We start from the raw sequence: 16,730 nt of genomic DNA, 5'->3' as shown, positions 1-16,730 counted from the left end.
ATGCCTGGCGGCTTTACCATCCGCGGCGCTACCAACCACCCGCTGCGCTCGCCGGGCACGGCCCGGCGCTACCGTTGCAGTCGACGGTGGTAGTGCCGGGCCATGCCCGGCGAGGTTACCCGCCCTGCGCCTGCAGCCACTCGCGGAAGCGGCGGGCCGGTTCGCGTTCGGCGCGTGAGCGCAGCCGCGTCAGCCAGTAGCGGCCCAGTTCCAGCGTGGTCGTGAACGGCTGCAGCAGGCGGCCTTCGGCCAGTTCCTGTTCGAACATGCGCAGCGGCAGCAGGGCGACGCCGGCGCCGCCGGCCGCAGCCATCGCCACGGTCAGCGACGAATCGAACACCGGCCCGCGCGCTTCAACGCCGCTCACTCCGGCCGTCTGCAGCCAGCGCGGCCACTCATCGCTGCGGTACGAACGCAGCAGCGGCACCGTGCCCAAGTCGCGCGGCTGCTTCAGCCGTCGCGCAAGCGCCGGTGCGCACAACGGCGCGAACGGCGCATCGAGGATCGCCGTGCAGGCTTGGCCCTGCCAGTCGCCGTCGCCGAAGCGGATCGCCAGGTCCAGGCCTTCGCCGGCCAGGTCGATGCGGTTGTTGTGGGTCTGCAGGCGCAGCTCGATATCCGGGTGCGTCGCCTCAAAGGCCGCCAGCCGCGGCAGCAGCCAGCCGGTGGCGAAGGTACCGACCACGCCCAGGGTCAGCACTTCGCGCGCAGGGCCACCGGTGTAGCGGGCGATGCTGGCCGAGATGCGTTCGAAGGATTCATTGAGCACCGGGAACAGCGCCGCGCCCTCGTCGGTGAGGGCCACCCCGCGCGGCAGGCGGTGGAACAGGCGGATGCCCAGCCGGTCTTCCAGCCCGCGGATCTGGTGGCTGAGCGCGGCCTGGCTGACGCACAGCTCCAGGGCCGCGCGGGTGAAGTTCTGATGCCGGGCGGCGGCCTCGAAGGCGCGCAGGGCGTTGAGCGGCAGGGTAGGGTGCAGCATGGCCAGGTGTGAGGCGGGGTGATGGCTGATCCTAGCGCGACCGGTCATGGCCTCGCCATGGCGCAGGTTTGTTAGCGACAGGCATGAATGTAATTCATGCCTGTCCCTGAAAATTGCCGCTGGTGGCAGGGCAGCGGGCTTCCAATAATCGGGTCTCGTTCACCGGAGCCCGCCCATGCACGCCCGCCGTCGATTCCTGCAGTTCAGTGGTGCCGCCCTCGCATCCTCCCTGCTTGCGCCCGCATTGGCGCGGGCCGCTGGCCCCGAACCGGGCGCCCCTGCCGCGATTGCGAGCGCCGCCGATTTCGCCGCGCTGGAAAAAGCCAGTGGTGGCCGCCTGGGCGTGACCGTGCTCGACACCGGCAGCGGCCGTCGCATCGGCGGGCATCGCCAGGATGAGCGCTTCCCGATGTGCAGCACGTTCAAGTCGATGCTGGTGGCCCACGTGCTGAGCCTGGCCGACGCCGGCCGCGTCTCGCTGGACACCCGCGTGCCGATCGCCGAAAAAGACCTGCTGTCCTACGCCCCGGTGGCCCGCCGCCACGTCGGCAAGGATCTGAGCGTACGCGACCTGTGCCGCGGCACGCTGACCACCAGCGACAACACCGCTGCCAATCTGCTGCTGGGCGTGAGTGGCGGCCCGCCCGCGCTGACCGCCTTCCTGCGCACGCAGGGCGACACGGTCACCCGCAATGACCGCTACGAGCCGGACATGAACCGGTTCGCCAAAGGTGATCCGCGCGATACCACCAGCCCCGCGGCGATGGCGGCCAGCCTGGCCCGCTTCGCGGTAGGGGATGGTCTGTCGGAAAAATCCCGGCTGCAGCTCGCCGACTGGCTGATCGACAACCAGACCGGCGATGCCTGCCTGCGCGCTGGCGTCGGCAAGCGCTGGCGGGTGGGTGACAAGACCGGCAGCAATGGCGAGGACACCCGCAACGACATCGCCGTGCTGTGGCCGCGTGCCGGCGGTACGCCGTGGGTGGTGACGGCGTATCTGCAGGGGGCCTCGGTGGACGATGACCAGCGCGCGGCGGTGCTGGCACGGGTCGGTGCGCTGGCCGATGCAATGATCGGCTGACGGGGCGCTTGGCCTTTCATGCTTGTCCGTTCACGGCCGCGCCGCCATCCTGCGCGCTGCATTTTTACGCGGACGCCCTGGCCATGAGTCATGAACTGATCTACCTGCTGCTGATCTTCGCGCTGCTGGTGATCCCACGCGCGCTGCAGCGCTTCAGTCTGCCCGCGCCGTTGACCTGCCTGTTGTTCGGCATCATCGCCATGTTGTGGTTGGGTGAGCGCTCGCACGACGCTGTGATCGGCCTGCTCGCCACGCTGGGCATCTCGTCGCTGTTCCTGTTTGCCGGTCTGGAGGTCGATCTGAAAGCGCTGCGGCGCGGCATGTGGCCGCTGCTGGCGCATCTGGTGGTGCGCACCGGCACGCTGTTCGGCGTGGGCTGGCTGGCGTGGCACTACGCCGGCCTCCAGTGGCAGGCCGCCGGCCTGCTTGCGCTGGCCCTCCTTACGCCGTCCACCGGCTTCATCATGGATTCGTTGAACCGGCTTGGGCTCAGCGAAGACGAGCGCTTCTGGGTCACCAGCAAGGCCATTGCCGGCGAGTTGCTGGCGCTGGCGGCGTTGTTTGTGGTGCTTCAGGCCGATGATCCATGGCACATGGCCCTGTCCAGCAGTGCCCTGCTGGCCATGATGGTCTGTCTGCCGCTGGTTTTCATCGCGCTGGGCCGCTGGGTCGCGCCGCACGCGCCGGGCTCGGAGTTCTCTCTGCTGGTGATGGTAGGGATGGTGGCGGCGTACATCACCTATGTGCTTGGGGTGTATTACCTGGTAGGTGCCTTCATCGCAGGGCTGGTGGCGAGGCTGCTGCACCAGCGCATGCCGTTGCTGGCCTCGCATGAAAACCTGCACGCGCTGCGGCTGTTCGCCTCGTTCTTCGTACCGTTCTATTTCTTCAATGCAGGCACCAAGGTGCCCAGCGAAGCACTGAGCTTTGAAGCGCTGGGGCTGGGCATCGTGATCACCCTGGTGGTACTGCCGCTGCGTATTGCCGTGGTCTGGCTGCAGCGCCGGGTCATGTTCGGTGAAAGTTTCCGTAGCAGCCTGCGGGTGTCGCTGGCATTGGCGCCCACGCTCATCTTCACCCTGGTGCTGGCGGCGATCATGCGTGACCGGTTCCAGATTCCAGCCGTGCTGTTCGGTGCGCTGCTGCTGTACGCGGCGCTGACCACGCTGTTACCGTCGCTGGTGTTCCGCACGCCGTTCGATGTGGACCCGGTTGAGCAGGAGCCGGCCGGGGAGGGCGTCGATGCGCCGGTTGCTGCAACCGAATCGCTGCCGGACGCGCCGCCGGAGCCGGCCCCGGCCCGGCTGGGGTGAGGTGGTGCGGCAGGCTGCCGTTTGCGCCTGCCGGGCATGGCCGTTAGGGTTGGGGCATGAATGTACGTGCCCCCCTGCTTTCCGTTGCCGCGCTGTGCAGCTTGGCCGCCTGTTCGCAGCAGCCGCCTGCGATCAACCACGACCTGTCCACGGCCCCGGCCGATGCGTTCATGGCGGCCATCGCCGCCCACTGCGGGCAGGCCTACGCAGGCAAAGTGGTGGAAGACACCCCGGCACCGACCGGCGAGGATCCCTTCGCCGGCAAGCGCCTGGTGATGCATGTGCGTGGCTGCGCCGACCCGGGGCACGAACTGCGCATTCCGTTCCATGTCGGCGATGACCATTCGCGGACGTGGATCATCACCCGTACCGAAAACGGCTTGAAGCTCAAGCACGACCACCGCCATGCCGATGGCAGCCCGGATGCGATCACCCTGTATGGCGGCGACAGCAAGCCACCGGGCACCGCCGAGCGCCAGCAGTTCCCGGCCGATGGCGAATCGGTGGCGATGTTCCGCCGCGCCGGCATGCTGGCGTCTACGTTCAACACCTGGGCGATGGAGATCGAACCGGACCAGCGCTTCGTCTACGAACTGACCCGGCCGGAGGGGCGCCGTTTCCGTGTCGAATTCGATCTCAGCAAGCCGGTGCCGCTGCCGCCGGCACCGTGGGGTGACAAGATCGCGCCAGCGCCCTGACCACGCCCGGCGCTGCTCCTCAACGCGTCCCGAAGCGCGCCCGGCAGCCGTTGCTCACCCACACCTGCCCACGCGAATAGCCCCAGCTGCGGCCTTCCTGGCAGGCGCTGCCGGACAGCTGCTGCTGCAGCACCGGGCGGCCCTGGCGTTCATCCCAGTCGCAGTTCTGGGTGCGATTGTTGTTGCTGCTGCAGGTGACGGAGTAGTTGCTGTTGCCGCCGCCCCAGTTGCCGCCATTGCCACCGCCCCAGCCGCCACGCGATTCGGCGAACTCGCCACGGCAGCCGCGGTTGACCCAGATGCTGCCGCGCCGGACGCCCCAGGTCTGGCCCTCCACGCAGGCCGAGCCGGAAATCTGCCGGACCAGGGTCGCGCCGCGCCAGTTGGTCGGGCAGGTCCGCTCGCGGTTGTCCTGGCTCTCGCAGCGGATGGTGCCGCCGCTGCCGCCGCCCCAGTTGCCGCCATTGCCACCACCCCAGCCGCCGCGGCCCTCGACGAACTCGGCCCGGCAACCATTGGTGACCCAGATGCTGCCGTTGCGGCTGCCCCAGGTGCGGCCCTCCACGCAGGATGAGCCGGACAGCTGGCGCACCATCTGCGCGCTGCGCCAGCCGGTATTGCAGACCCGCTCGCGGTTGTTCTGGCTCTCGCAGCGGATGACGCCGTTCTGCGCAGCGGCGGGGGCAACGGGCAGGGCGAGGCCGGCAAGGCCGCCCACGGACAAGGTCAGGGCCAGGCTGGCCAGGGACAGCGGTTTCATGGCGAATCCCCATACGGTGTGTGGTGCGCGACTATAAGGACGGGTGGGATAAAGCCCGTGTGACTGTCCGCATTTGCCCCGGCCGGGGCCTCGGCCGCAGAATACGGGGCTTTCCGGTCCCCGTCGGGCGCCGGCGTTCTCCAGCGGAGCTTTCCCCCATGCGTACCCACTTCTGCGGCCTGGTCGATGAGACCCTGATTGGCCAGACTGTCACCCTCGCCGGCTGGACCGACGTGGCCCGTAACCAGGGCGGCGTCTGCTTCATCGATCTCCGCGATCATGAAGGCATCGTGCAGGTGACCGTGGAGGTCGACAACGCCGAAGTGTTCGCCGTGGCCGCCTCGCTGGGCTATGAGGACGTGCTGCAGGTGGAAGGCGTGGTGCGCGCCCGCCATGCGGTGAACGACAAGATGGCCACCGGCAAGGTGGAAGTGATCGCCACCGCCATCACTGTGCTGAACAAGGCCGCCCCGCTGCCGTTCCACGCGCACGAGAACCCGGGCGAAGACACCCGCCTGAAGTACCGCTACCTGGACCTGCGCCGCCCGGAAATGCAGCGCATGCAGCGCACCCGCATCAAGCTGGTGCAGGCCCTGCGCCGCCATCTGGACGAGCGCGGCTTCCAGGACATCGAAACCCCGATCCTGACCAAGGCCACCCCGGAAGGCGCCCGCGACTTCCTGGTGCCGGCGCGCATGCACCCGGGCGAGTTCTACGCCCTGCCGCAGAGCCCGCAGCTGTTCAAGCAGATCCTGATGGTGGCCGGCTTCGACCGTTACTACCAGATCGCGCGCTGCTTCCGCGACGAGGCCCTGCGTGCCGACCGCCAGCTGGAGTTCACCCAGCTGGACATGGAATTCGCCTTCGTCCGCGAGCAGGACGTGCAGGACTTCGTCGAGTCGATGATCCGCGCCATCTTCAAGGAAGTGGTCGACGTCGAGCTGGCCGCCACCTTCCCGCGCATGACCTGGGCCGAGGCGATGCGCCGCTACGGTTCGGACAAGCCGGACCTGCGCATCGCGCTGGAACTGGTGGACGTGGCCGAGCTGGTCAAGGACAGCGAGTTCGCCGTGTTCACCGGCCCGGCCAATGACGCCGAAGGCCGCGTGGCCGCGCTGCGCATCCCGGGCGGCGCCACCCTGTCGCGCAAGCAGATCGACGAATACGCCGCGCACGCCGCCAAGTACGGCGCCAAGGGCCTGGCCTACATCAAGATCGCCGACAACGGCGAAGTCAGCTCGCCGATCCAGAAGTTCTTCAGCGAGGCATCGTTCGCCGCCCTGGTCGCCCACGTTGGTGCCGGCAATGGCGACATCGTGTTCTTCGGTGCCGGTGGCTACAACAAGGTCTCCGACTTCATGGGCGCCCTGCGCCTGAAGGCCGGCAAGGACTTCGGCCTGGTCGCCGACGGCTGGGCCCCGCTGTGGGTCACCGACTTCCCGATGTTCGAATGGGACGACGAAGACCAGCGCTACGTCGCCCTGCATCACCCGTTCACCGCGCCGGCCGTGGACGACATCGCCGACCTGCGCGCCAACGCCCGTACCGCCGTGTCGCGCGGCTACGACATGGTGCTCAACGGCAATGAAATCGGCGGCGGCTCGATCCGTATCCACCGCCCGGACATGCAGAGCGCGGTGTTCGAGCTGCTGGGCATCGGTGCCGAAGAGGCCCGTGCCAAGTTCGGCTTCCTGCTCGACGCGCTGAACTACGGCGCACCGCCGCACGGCGGCATCGCCTTCGGCATCGACCGCATCGCTGCGCTGATGGCCGGCACCGAGTCGATCCGAGACGTCATTCCGTTCCCGAAGACCACCGGTGCGCAGGACCTGATGACCGATGCGCCGTCGCCGATCGTCGATACGCAGCTGGCCGAAGTGCACATCCAGGTTCGCCCCAAGACCAACTGATCAGGAGATCCAGGCAATGACCGAGTTTGCGTTTTCGCTGGAGTGGGAAAAGCTGGGCAATGAAGGCTCCGAGGCCAACCTGGTCACCGAGCGTGCACGCGTCTTCGGTGGTTGGCTGGTCCGTGTCGGAAACAACCCGGCGGCGATGGCCCTGACCTTCGTCGCCGACGGCGAAGGCCGTTGGGATGGTGAAGACTTCGGCGTCGAGGATTACGAGGACGACGAAGAGGAAGCGTTCGACGAGGACGAGGAAGAAGAGGGCGAGGACGAGGACGAAGAGGAATACGAGGAAGAGGACGAGGAAGAAGAAGAGGACGAAACCGAGTCGTCGGAACGGGCTTGACCCCGACCGTCGCCCTGGCGTCCACTCGCCCCATGTATTCCATCCGCCGCGCCACCGTGGACGATGCGCCGACCCTGTCGGCGCTGGCTGCCCGCACCTTCACCGAGACCTTCGGCCATCTGTATCCGCCGCAGCACCTGCAGGACTTCCTCGAGGAGTCCTATACGGTGGAACGGCAGCGCACCATCCTGGCTCACCCCGATTACGCGGTGTGGTTGCTGGAGCTGGACGGGGAGGCGGTCGGCCATGCCGCCGCCGGCCCCTGCGGGCTGCCGCACCCGGACGTGAAGCCCGGTGACGGTGAGCTCAAGCGCCTGTACCTGATCAAGACCCAACAGAGTTGTGGTTGGGGCAGCCGCCTGCTGGAAACCGCACTGGCCTGGCTGGAACAGGACGGCCCGCGCACCCTGTGGCTGGGGGTATGGTCGGAAAACTTCGGTGCCCAGCGCTTCTATGCCCGCTACGGCTTCGAGAAGGCCGGCGAGTACCTGTTCCCGGTCGGCGAAACCAACGACCTGGAATTCATCCTGCGCCGGGTTCCGCGCCCGGCCTGAAGTCGTTCACCGGCGCTTGCCGGTCGATTCTGTTCAATCACCGTACGTCCCGCCCCGCCGAACGCCAGGCTGTAACGCATGACTCCCCCCGTACTGCTGCTGCACGGCATCTGGAACGCCCGCGCCTGGGTCGGGCCACTGGCCTGGCGCCTGCGCGCCCGTGGTTTCCAGGTGCATACCTTCGGTTACTCCTCCATCTTCGGTGGCCCCGATGTGGCCGTGCCGCAGCTGCTGGAGCGGCTGGCCGACGCCGGACCGCTGTCGCTGGTCGGCCACAGCCTGGGAGGCCTGCTGGCGCTGGAGGCCCTGCGCCGCCAGCCGCAGCTGGACGTGCAGCGCGTGGTCTGCCTGGGTTCGCCGCTGCGCGGCAGTGGCACGGCGCGCTCGCTGTCCGACCACGGCTGGGGCCTGGCCCTGGGGCGCAGCAGCGAACTGCTGCTCGATGGCCTGCCGGACTGGGAGGGCAGGGCGAAGGTCGGCCTGATCGCCGGCTCAGTGCCGCATGGGCTGGGCAGCCTGCTGGGTGCGCTGGATGACGTATCCGACGGCACCGTGGCCTTGGCCGAGACCCGGCTGCCGGGCCTGGCCGACCACTGCGTGGTGCGCACCAGCCACAGCGGCCTGGTGGTGTCGCCCGACGCCGCGCGGCAGACCGCGCACTTCCTGCGCCACGGCCAGTTCGACCACAGCCGCGACGCCGCGGCGGCGTAGGGGCAGGGGGCGGGGTCGCCCTGTAGAGCCGAGCCCATGCTCGGCTGCATTCCCGTCGGGCCCATTGAGCCGAGCATTGGCTCGGCTCTACAGCAATACGGGCCTAGACACGGTTGCCGCCGCCGATCAGGTAGAATCCGCGCCTTGATCCTGAAGCAGCCAGACGGTAACACCCATGGGAAGAGGTCCCTCGATCGAAAACCGCAAAAACGCGTCTGACGCGAAGCGCGGCAAGATTTTCACCAAGATCATCCGCGAGATCGGCGTTGCCGCGCGCGGCGGTGGAGGCGACCCCAACAACAACCCGCGCCTGCGCGTGGCCATGGACAAGGGTCTGAGCGTGAACATGTCCAAGGACGTGATCGAGCGCGCCATCAAGAAGGCCACCGGTGAACTGGAAGGCGTCGATTACGAGGAAATCCGCTACGAGGGCTACGCCCCGGGCGGCGTCGCCGTCATCGTCGACTGCCTGACCGACAACCGCGTGCGTACCGTGGCCGATGTCCGCCACGCGTTCAGCAAGTGCGGCGGCAACATGGGCACCGAAGGCTCGGTCGCCTTCATGTTCAAGCGCCTGGGCGTGCTGCATTTCGCCGCCGGTGCCGATGAAGAAGCGATCACCGAAGCGGCCATCGAGGCCGGCGCCGACGACATCGTGGTCTACCCGGAAGACGGTGCGATCGACGTGGTCACCAGCCCGGACGCGTTCAACGCGGTCAAGGATGGAATGGCCGCGGCTGGCCATGTCGCCGACCACGCCGAGATCACCTTCCGCGCGGACAACGACATCAAGGTCGAGGGCGACGTCGCCCTGCAGGTCAAGAAGCTGCTGGACATGCTGGAAGACCTGGACGACGTGCAGGACGTGTACTCCAACGCCGAACTCGGCGCCGACGCCTACGCCTGAGCCGTCCCAGACGGTCTGGGCGCGGGCCGTTGAACGGTCACCGCGGACAGTCATGAGCCCATACGCCTGCCAGCGTTTCCCGTTCCACCCGGCCAGGAGTGCCGCATGACCCGCATCCTCGGCATCGACCCCGGTTCCCAGCGGACCGGGGTCGGCATCATTGATGTCGACGCCGCCGGCAAGGTCAGCCACGTGCACCACCAGCCGCTGGTGCTGCTGGGCGCCGACGATTTCCCCCAGCGCATGAAGCTGCTGGTGCTGGGCCTGGCCGATCTGTGCCAGCAGTTCCAGCCGGACGAAGTGGCCATCGAAAAGGTCTTCATGGCCCGCAACCCCGATTCGGCGCTGAAGCTGGGCCAGGCCCGTGGCGCAGCCATCTCGGCGGTGGTCCTGCGCGACCTGCCGGTGCACGAATACGCGGCCAGCGAGATCAAGCTGGCCGTGGTCGGCCGCGGTGGCGCCGAAAAGCAACAGGTTCAACACATGGTCGGGCTCATGCTCAACCTGAAAACCAAGCTGCAGGCCGACGCGGCCGACGCGTTGGCCGTGGCAATCACCCATGCCCACGTAAGGGCGACGGCCAACCGCCTGGGGCTCAGTGCCCGCCAGGCCTGGGGCCGCAAATGAGGAGCTGCACGCAATGATCGGTCGACTGCGCGGCATCGTCGCCTACAAGGCACCGCCGTGGCTGGTGGTGGACGTGAACGGGGTGGGCTATGAACTGGAGGCGCCGATGAGCACCTTCTATGACCTGCCCGAACTCGGCCGCGAGGTCACCCTGTACACCCACTACTCGCAGAAGGAAGACAGCGTCTCGCTGTACGGCTTCCTGCGCGAGGGTGAGCGCCGGCTGTTCCGCGATGTGCAGAAGGTCAGCGGCATCGGCGCGAAGATCGCGCTGGCCGTGCTGTCCGGCGTCACCGTCGAGGAGTTCGCGCGCATGGTCCAGGCCGGTGACATCACCGCGCTGACCCGCATCCCGGGCATCGGCAAGAAGACCGCCGAGCGCATGGTGCTGGAGCTGCGTGACCGTGCCGCCCAGTTCGGTGCCGGCGGCGCCCTGCCCACCGGCAGCGGCCCGGCCCCGGCCGATCCGCTGTCCGACGCCACCGTGGCCCTGCAGCAGCTGGGCTACAAGCCGACCGAAGCGGCACGCATGGCCCGCGAAGCCTTCAATGAAGGCGACGAAGTGGCCACCGTCATCCGCAAGGCCCTGCAGTCGGCGCTGCGCTGAAGCGCGCGCTGATCCTTTCCCATTCCCCCATCGCCTGAGCTTCGCCAGGAGTCCCATGTCCAGCAGTCAAACCCCGCACGCAGCCGCCTCCGGCGGCCATGGTCACGCCCCCCCGGCCGGGGGATTGGCGCTGATCATCGGTGCGATCGGCGTGGTCTTCGGCGATATCGGTACCAGCCCGCTGTACACCCTGAAAGAGGCGTTTTCGCCGCACTACGGGCTCAACAGCGACCACGACACCGTGCTGGGCGTGCTGTCGCTGGCGTTCTGGGCGCTCAACATCGTGGTCACCCTGAAGTACGTGACCATCATCATGCGCGCTGACAATGACGGCGAGGGCGGCATCATGGCGCTGATGGCGCTGACCCAGCGCACCCTGCGCAACGGGTCGCGCTCGGCGTATGTGGTCGGCATCCTCGGCATCTTCGGTGCCTCGCTGTTCTTCGGCGATGGTGTGATCACCCCGGCGATCTCCGTGCTCGGCGCGGTGGAAGGCCTGGAGGTAGCGGCCCCGGGCCTGCATGCCTTCATCGTGCCCATCACCGTGGTGGTGCTGATGGCCGTGTTCGCGGTCCAGCGCTTCGGCACCGAGCGGATCGGCAAGCTGTTCGGGCCGATTACCTCGATCTGGTTCATCTCGCTGGCCGCCATCGGCATCTACAACATCGTCGATTCGCCGGAAGTGCTGAAGGCCTTCAACCCTTGGTGGGCCATCCGCTTCTTCATTGAGCATGGCTGGCACGGCATCTTCATCCTCGGCGCGGTGGTGCTGGCGGTGACCGGTGGCGAAGCGCTATACGCCGACATGGGCCACTTCGGTGCCAAACCCATCCGCCACGCCTGGTACTTCTTCGTGCTGCCGTGCCTGGTGCTGAACTACCTGGGGCAGGGCGCGCTGGTGCTCAACCACCCCGAGGCCCTGAAAAACCCGTTCTTCGAGGCCGTGCCGGACTGGGCGCTGTACCCGATGATCATCCTGGCCACCATGGCCGCGGTCATCGCCTCGCAGTCGGTCATCACCGGCGCGTTCTCGGTGTCGCGCCAGGCGATGCAGCTGGGCTACATCCCGCGCATGCGCATCAAGCACACCTCGCACGACACCATCGGCCAGATCTACATCCCCGGCATCAACTGGGGCATCGCGGTGATGGTCATCGGCCTGGTGCTGGCGTTCCGCAGCTCGTCCAACCTGGCCGTGGCCTACGGCATCTCGGTGTCGGCCACCATGCTCATCGACACCCTGCTGCTGGCCCTGGTGGCCCGCTCGCTGTGGCCGAAGGCACGCAACTGGATCCTGCCGCTGTGCGTGGTGTTCTTCATCATCGACCTGGGCTTCGTCATCGCCAACGGCGCCAAGCTGCTGCAGGGCGCGTGGTTCCCGGTGGTGCTGGGCATCTTCCTGTTCACCATGATGCGCACCTGGCGCCGCGGCCGCGAGCTGCTGCGCGATGAGATCCGCAAGGACGGCATCCGTATCGACACCTTCCTGCCGGGCCTGATGCTGGCACCGCCGGTACGCGTACCGGGCACTGCGGTGTTCCTCACCGCCGACCCGACCGTGGCCCCGCATGCGCTGATGCACAACCTCAAGCACAACAAGGTGCTGCACGAGCGCAACGTGTTCCTGCATGTGGTGACCCTGCCGGTGCCGTACGCGGCGGAGGGGCAGCGCCTGAAGATCGAATCGGTGGGCGATGAGTTCTACCGGGTCTACGTGCGTTTTGGCTTCATGGAGACCCCCGACGTACCGCTGGCGCTGATGCGCTCGTGCGACCACGGTGGCATCTACTTCGACCCGATGGACACCACCTTCTTCGCCAGCCGCGAAACCATCGTCGCCACCGCCAACCGCGGCATGCCGATCTGGCGCGACAAGCTGTTCGCGCTGATGCATCGCAACGCCGCCCCGGCGACGGGCTTCTTCCGCATCCCGGGCAACCGCCTGGTGGAACTGGGCGCGCAGGTGGAGATTTAATCTCCACCTCCGCTACGCCCCTCGATTTGCTGCGCAAACCGCGGGCCCCGCGCGCATTCCACCTTATCCCCCCGCCTGTTGGCGCGCCCCCTTGAACAACAAGGGGGCTCCACTTGCGGAGGCGGCGAGCGCCTGAAACCGAGCCCACTCTGTTCTGCAGTTCCATCCACGCATGGCGTGGATCTACCGTGTTGACCAAGGTCGACACCTACCAGATCCGACCCCGTGCCTACCAACGGTCGGCACCCACCAAAGCAGAACGCCGTTCCGGCAGACCGCAGTGAACTGTCGAAGGCGGGGTGGGGCCGGTTGAGGGGGTGTGAGCGGCATGGATGCCGCGACCAAGCCCCCCATGGATGGGTTTACGGCGTCCCCCTCAACCGGACCCACCCCGCCATCCTACGGGATGCCCGCTTCTGCTTCGGCTGTTGCTCTGGATGTTGCCGTTGCCTCTGCGGGTGCCGGGCGCAGCCCGGTCGAAACCCGTACTTTTGCCGCATAATCAGCACATGACCGACGATCGCATCATCGGCGCCGGCGCCACCCGCGAGGATGACGCCGCCGACGCCAGCATCCGACCCAAGCGACTGGCCGATTATCTCGGCCAGGCGCCGGTGCGCGAGCAGCTGGAAATCTACATCGAAGCGGCCAAGGCCCGTGGCGACGCGCTCGACCACGTGTTGATCTTCGGCCCGCCGGGCCTCGGCAAGACCACCCTCAGCCATGTCATCGCCAACGAACTGGGCGTGGCGCTCCGGGTGACCTCTGGCCCGGTCATCGAAAAGGCCGGCGACCTCGCCGCGCTGCTGACCAACCTGCAGCCGCACGACGTGCTCTTCATCGATGAAATCCACCGCCTGTCGCCGGTGGTCGAGGAAGTGCTGTACCCGGCGATGGAAGATTTCCAGATCGACATCATGATCGGCGAAGGCCCCGCGGCCCGCTCGATCAAGATCGACCTGCCGCCGTTCACCCTGATCGGCGCCACCACGCGTGCCGGCCTGCTGACCGCGCCGCTGCGCGACCGCTTCGGCATCGTCCAGCGCCTGGAGTTCTACAGCGTCGAGGAACTGACCCGCATCGTGCGCCGTTCGGCGGCCATCCTGGCCATCGACTGCACCGCCGACGGGGCAGGGGAGATCGCCCGCCGCGCGCGTGGCACCCCGCGTATCGCCAACCGACTGCTGCGCCGCGTGCGTGACTACGCCCAGGTCAAGGCAGGCGGCCACATCGACGAAGCCGTCGCCCAGGCCGCCATGAAGATGCTCAAGGTCGATCCGGAAGGCTTCGATGAACTCGACCGGCGCCTGCTGAAGACCATGGTCGACTACTTCGACGGCGGCCCGGTGGGCATCGAATCGCTGGCCGCGGCCCTGTCCGAGGAGCGCGGCACCCTGGAAGACGTGGTCGAACCCTATCTGATCCAACAGGGCTTCCTGGTGCGCACCGCGCGCGGCCGCATGGCCACCCACAAGGCCTACCGGCACATGGGCCTGAAGCCGAAAAACCCGCCGCAGGACCTGTTTGCGGAGGTTCCCGATGTTGGTTGAGCCCCGATTCAGTTGGCCGACACGCATTTACTGGGAAGATACGGACGCTGGCGGGGTGGTCTACCACGCCCGCTACGTGGCCTTCATGGAACGGGCCCGGACCGAATGGATGCGCGCGCTGGGCTACGGCCAGGAGCGCATGCGCAGCGAGCACGGCATGGTGTTCGCGGTGCGTTCGATGCAGATGGACTTCATCAAGCCGGCCCGGCTGGATGACGCCCTGCAGGTGAGCGCCACCCTGGTCCAGCTGAAGAAGGCCAGCATGGTCTTCGACCAGCGGGTCCAGCGCGACGGCGAGCTTCTGCTGTCGGCCCAGGTCCGCATCGCCGCACTGGACGCGGCAAGTTTCCGCCCGCGTGGCATGGACGAACCCGTCCTTGCCGCGCTGCAACCCCACCTCCACCCCGAATCCGAACTTTGAGGAACAACGGATGATCGCAACGCTCCTGGCCCTGCAGGCCACGGTCACCGAGGCACTGCCGGCCGATGTCAGCAACGCCGCGACCCAGACCCTTGCCCAGGCCACCACCGGCGGCGGCATCAATTACCTCGAACTGATGGCCAAGGCCAGCCTGCCGGTGAAGCTCATCGTGCTGCTGCTGCTGATCGGCTCGTTCGTCAGCTGGGTGATCATTTTCCGCAAGGCCCGCGTCTTCAAGCAGGCCACCCGCGAAGCCGACGAGTTCGAGAACCGCTTCTGGTCCGGCGCCGACCTGGGCAAGCTGTACAGCTCGGCCACCGACCGCAGCCGCAATGTCGGCGGCCTCGAAGCCATCTTCGAATCCGGTTTCCGCGAGTACAGCCGCCTGCGCGACAAGCGTCGCCTGGACGGCCGCGCGCAGCTGGAAGGTGCCCAGCGCGCCATGCGCACCACCTACACCCGTGAAGTGGACCAGCTCGAGCGCAACCTCGAACTGCTGGCCAACATTGGCTCCACCGCCCCGTACGTGGGCCTGGTCGGTACCGTGTTCGGCATCATGGTGACCATGCACGACATGATCAGCAGCGGTGCCCAGGCCGGCATCGCCGCCGTCGCCCCGGGTATTTCGGAAGCGCTGTTCGCCACCGCCATCGGCCTGTTCGTGGCGATCCCGGCGGTGTGGGCCTACAACCGCTTCACCACCCGCGTGGAACGCATGTCGGTGCGGTTCGAAACCTTCGCCGAAGAGTTCAGCTCCATCCTGCAGCGCCAGAGCGCTGGCGACGAGTAAGCGACTGACCCGGGAGTCCAAGCCATGTCCGCTGCCATCGGTCGCCGCAAGCGCCGCAAGCTGAAATCGGAAATCAACGTCGTTCCCTACATCGACGTCATGCTGGTGCTGTTGATCATCTTCATGGTCACTGCGCCGCTGCTTACCCTGAGCTTCGATGTCGACCTGCCGCAGTCCAACGCCAAGGCGCTGGAAAGCAAGCAGGACCCGGTGGTCGTCTCGGTCCGCCAGGACGGCCAGCTGAGCCTGAAGCTGCCCGACGCCAAGGAGCCGACCGCAGTCAGCGCCGAGGAGCTGCTGGGCCGCCTGACCGGCATCGCCGCACAGGACAAGGACGTGCGCGTGATCGTCGCCGCCGACCGTGCCGTGGCCTATGAGAAGGTTGTCGACGCGATGGATGTCATCAAGCGCGCCAAGATCGAAAAGGTAGGCCTGGCCACCGATGCACGCTGACATCCTGCCACCGTCGCACAAGCAGGAACCGGGCTGGGGCCTGCCCCTGGCGCTGGCCGTGCTGGTGCACGTGCTGGTCGCGCTGGTCTTCATCGTGGCCTGGCTGTGGTCGCCGGAGCGCAATACCGAAGCCGCCGCCGGCGACCCGTCGGTAGAGGCCAGCCTGGCGCTGTCCTCCTCCGAGGCCGCCGCCGCGCGCCAGGCCCTGCGCCAGTCGGAAAAACTGGAAGACCTGCCCGAACCGGTCGCCGAGCCGGTGCCGGTGCCCGTGCCGGAAGACACCATCCCGCCGCCGCAGCCGATCGAGGAGCCGCGCCCGCAGGACGCACCCACGCCGCAGCAGCAACAGGCGCAGGAGCGCGTGGCGCAGCCGGATACCAAGGACCAGGAAGCCGCCAATGCCTTGGCCATCTCCCAGGAAAAGGCCAAGCAGGAGCAGGAAGCCAAGCGCCGCCAGGAACAGATCGACCTGACCGAACGCAAGCGCCAGGAAGAAGCCGAGCAGAAGGCGCGCCTGGCCAAGCAGCAGGAAGAGGACGCCAAGAAGAAGATCGCTGACCAGCAGAAGGTGGCGGCTGACAAGGCCGAGGCCGAGCGGCAGAAGAAGATCGCCGACATCCGGGCCAAGCGCGAGCAGGCCGAGAAGGAGGCCAAGCTGGCCGAGCAGAAGCTGCGCCAGGTGGCCGCCGCCCGCAATGCCGCAGGCACGACCCCGGCCGGCAGCACCGGTGCCGCCCAGCCGGCCGCCGGTGGAGGTGGCACCAGCGATGATCTTTCCGCCAAGTACGCTGCGGCCATCCAGGCCAAGGTGCGTGATGCCTGGACGCGTCCGGACAGCGTGCCGCTGGGCCAGCGCTGCCAGGTGACGATCACCCAGATCCCGGGCGGCCAGGTGCTGCAGGCCAGGGTGGGCGCCAACTGCCCCTACGACGAAGCCGGCAAGCGTTCGATCGAAGCCGCCGTGCTCAATGCCCAGCCGTTGCCGTATCGCGGCTTCGAGTCGGTGTTCAACCGCACGATCAACTTCACCTTCACGGCGCAGGACTGA

The 16,730-nt window shown here is 67.5% G+C and carries 18 protein-coding genes; 16 read left to right on the top strand and 2 right to left on the bottom strand.

Annotation, left to right across the window (positions count from 1 at the left end; translation table 11 throughout):
* Nucleotides 1-115: 115 nt before the first annotated feature.
* Nucleotides 116-982 carry a LysR family transcriptional regulator AmpR gene (gene ampR, locus NQ204_RS12395; RefSeq protein WP_256644018.1) on the bottom strand — a complete coding sequence of 289 codons (867 nt, stop codon included), beginning with the start codon at nucleotides 980-982 and terminating at the stop codon, nucleotides 116-118.
* Nucleotides 983-1,157: 175 nt separating this feature from the next.
* Between ampR and blaL2 the strand changes: the two genes are divergently transcribed.
* The 3 genes from blaL2 to NQ204_RS12380 all read left to right on the top strand — a co-directional run bounded on the left by blaL2 (nucleotide 1,158) and on the right by NQ204_RS12380 (nucleotide 4,074).
* A complete protein-coding gene (gene blaL2 / locus NQ204_RS12390) occupies nucleotides 1,158-2,063 on the top strand; it encodes a L2 family extended-spectrum class A beta-lactamase (RefSeq protein ID WP_256644000.1) in 906 nt (301 codons plus the stop codon).
* An 83-nt stretch (nucleotides 2,064-2,146) separates the two neighbouring features.
* Nucleotides 2,147-3,376 (top strand): cation:proton antiporter, encoded by a 1,230-nt coding sequence (locus NQ204_RS12385; protein ID WP_116864272.1) that lies wholly within the window; start codon nucleotides 2,147-2,149, stop codon nucleotides 3,374-3,376.
* Between the two features lie 56 nt (nucleotides 3,377-3,432).
* Nucleotides 3,433-4,074: a hypothetical protein gene (locus NQ204_RS12380; protein ID WP_116864271.1), complete on the top strand. Its 642-nt coding sequence runs from the start codon at nucleotides 3,433-3,435 to the stop codon at nucleotides 4,072-4,074.
* A gap of 19 nt (nucleotides 4,075-4,093) precedes the next feature.
* Here NQ204_RS12380 and NQ204_RS12375 read toward each other — a convergent pair whose 3' ends face one another.
* On the bottom strand, nucleotides 4,094-4,834 hold the full coding sequence (locus NQ204_RS12375; protein ID WP_256643999.1) for a DUF3011 domain-containing protein: 741 nt from the start codon (nucleotides 4,832-4,834) through the stop codon (nucleotides 4,094-4,096).
* A 158-nt stretch (nucleotides 4,835-4,992) separates the two neighbouring features.
* On the opposite strand from NQ204_RS12375, the gene aspS reads away from it, so the two are divergent.
* The 13 genes from aspS to tolA all read left to right on the top strand — a co-directional run bounded on the left by aspS (nucleotide 4,993) and on the right by tolA (nucleotide 16,730).
* Nucleotides 4,993-6,744: an aspartate--tRNA ligase gene (gene aspS, locus NQ204_RS12370; protein ID WP_079222905.1), complete on the top strand. Its 1,752-nt coding sequence runs from the start codon at nucleotides 4,993-4,995 to the stop codon at nucleotides 6,742-6,744.
* A 16-nt stretch (nucleotides 6,745-6,760) separates the two neighbouring features.
* Nucleotides 6,761-7,087 carry a DNA primase gene (locus NQ204_RS12365; RefSeq protein WP_116864269.1) on the top strand — a complete coding sequence of 109 codons (327 nt, stop codon included), beginning with the start codon at nucleotides 6,761-6,763 and terminating at the stop codon, nucleotides 7,085-7,087.
* 32 nt (nucleotides 7,088-7,119) lie between these two features.
* Nucleotides 7,120-7,641: a GNAT family N-acetyltransferase gene (locus tag NQ204_RS12360; protein ID WP_079222903.1), complete on the top strand. Its 522-nt coding sequence runs from the start codon at nucleotides 7,120-7,122 to the stop codon at nucleotides 7,639-7,641.
* A gap of 78 nt (nucleotides 7,642-7,719) precedes the next feature.
* Nucleotides 7,720-8,352, top strand: coding sequence for an esterase/lipase family protein (locus NQ204_RS12355; protein WP_256643998.1), 633 nt, complete (start codon nucleotides 7,720-7,722; stop codon nucleotides 8,350-8,352).
* Between the two features lie 175 nt (nucleotides 8,353-8,527).
* A complete protein-coding gene (locus NQ204_RS12350; RefSeq protein WP_108769730.1) occupies nucleotides 8,528-9,259 on the top strand; it encodes a YebC/PmpR family DNA-binding transcriptional regulator in 732 nt (243 codons plus the stop codon).
* 105 nt (nucleotides 9,260-9,364) lie between these two features.
* A complete protein-coding gene (ruvC, locus tag NQ204_RS12345; protein ID WP_116864267.1) occupies nucleotides 9,365-9,886 on the top strand; it encodes a crossover junction endodeoxyribonuclease RuvC in 522 nt (173 codons plus the stop codon).
* A 13-nt stretch (nucleotides 9,887-9,899) separates the two neighbouring features.
* Complete coding sequence (ruvA, locus tag NQ204_RS12340; RefSeq protein ID WP_025874676.1) at nucleotides 9,900-10,493, top strand: Holliday junction branch migration protein RuvA; 594 nt, start codon at nucleotides 9,900-9,902, stop codon at nucleotides 10,491-10,493.
* Between the two features lie 55 nt (nucleotides 10,494-10,548).
* Complete coding sequence (locus NQ204_RS12335) at nucleotides 10,549-12,468, top strand: potassium transporter Kup (RefSeq protein ID WP_256643997.1); 1,920 nt, start codon at nucleotides 10,549-10,551, stop codon at nucleotides 12,466-12,468.
* A gap of 509 nt (nucleotides 12,469-12,977) precedes the next feature.
* Nucleotides 12,978-14,018 carry a Holliday junction branch migration DNA helicase RuvB gene (gene ruvB / locus NQ204_RS12330; RefSeq protein ID WP_075676470.1) on the top strand — a complete coding sequence of 347 codons (1,041 nt, stop codon included), beginning with the start codon at nucleotides 12,978-12,980 and terminating at the stop codon, nucleotides 14,016-14,018.
* A complete protein-coding gene (gene ybgC, locus NQ204_RS12325; protein WP_116864719.1) occupies nucleotides 14,008-14,439 on the top strand; it encodes a tol-pal system-associated acyl-CoA thioesterase in 432 nt (143 codons plus the stop codon). Before ruvB ends, ybgC begins: the two co-directional genes overlap by 11 nt.
* 10 nt (nucleotides 14,440-14,449) lie before the next feature.
* Complete coding sequence (gene tolQ / locus NQ204_RS12320) at nucleotides 14,450-15,229, top strand: protein TolQ (RefSeq protein ID WP_108769727.1); 780 nt, start codon at nucleotides 14,450-14,452, stop codon at nucleotides 15,227-15,229.
* 24 nt (nucleotides 15,230-15,253) lie between these two features.
* Complete coding sequence (tolR, locus tag NQ204_RS12315) at nucleotides 15,254-15,682, top strand: protein TolR (RefSeq protein WP_116864721.1); 429 nt, start codon at nucleotides 15,254-15,256, stop codon at nucleotides 15,680-15,682.
* Complete coding sequence (gene tolA / locus NQ204_RS12310) at nucleotides 15,672-16,730, top strand: cell envelope integrity protein TolA (RefSeq protein WP_256643996.1); 1,059 nt, start codon at nucleotides 15,672-15,674, stop codon at nucleotides 16,728-16,730. The genes tolR and tolA overlap by 11 nt, the downstream gene beginning before the upstream one ends.

This window comes from Stenotrophomonas testudinis (assembly GCF_024499815.1).
GTDB lineage: Bacteria > Pseudomonadota > Gammaproteobacteria > Xanthomonadales > Xanthomonadaceae > Stenotrophomonas.
Note: the sequence above shows the minus strand (reverse complement) of the source record. Positions and strands in the feature narration are given on the sequence as shown.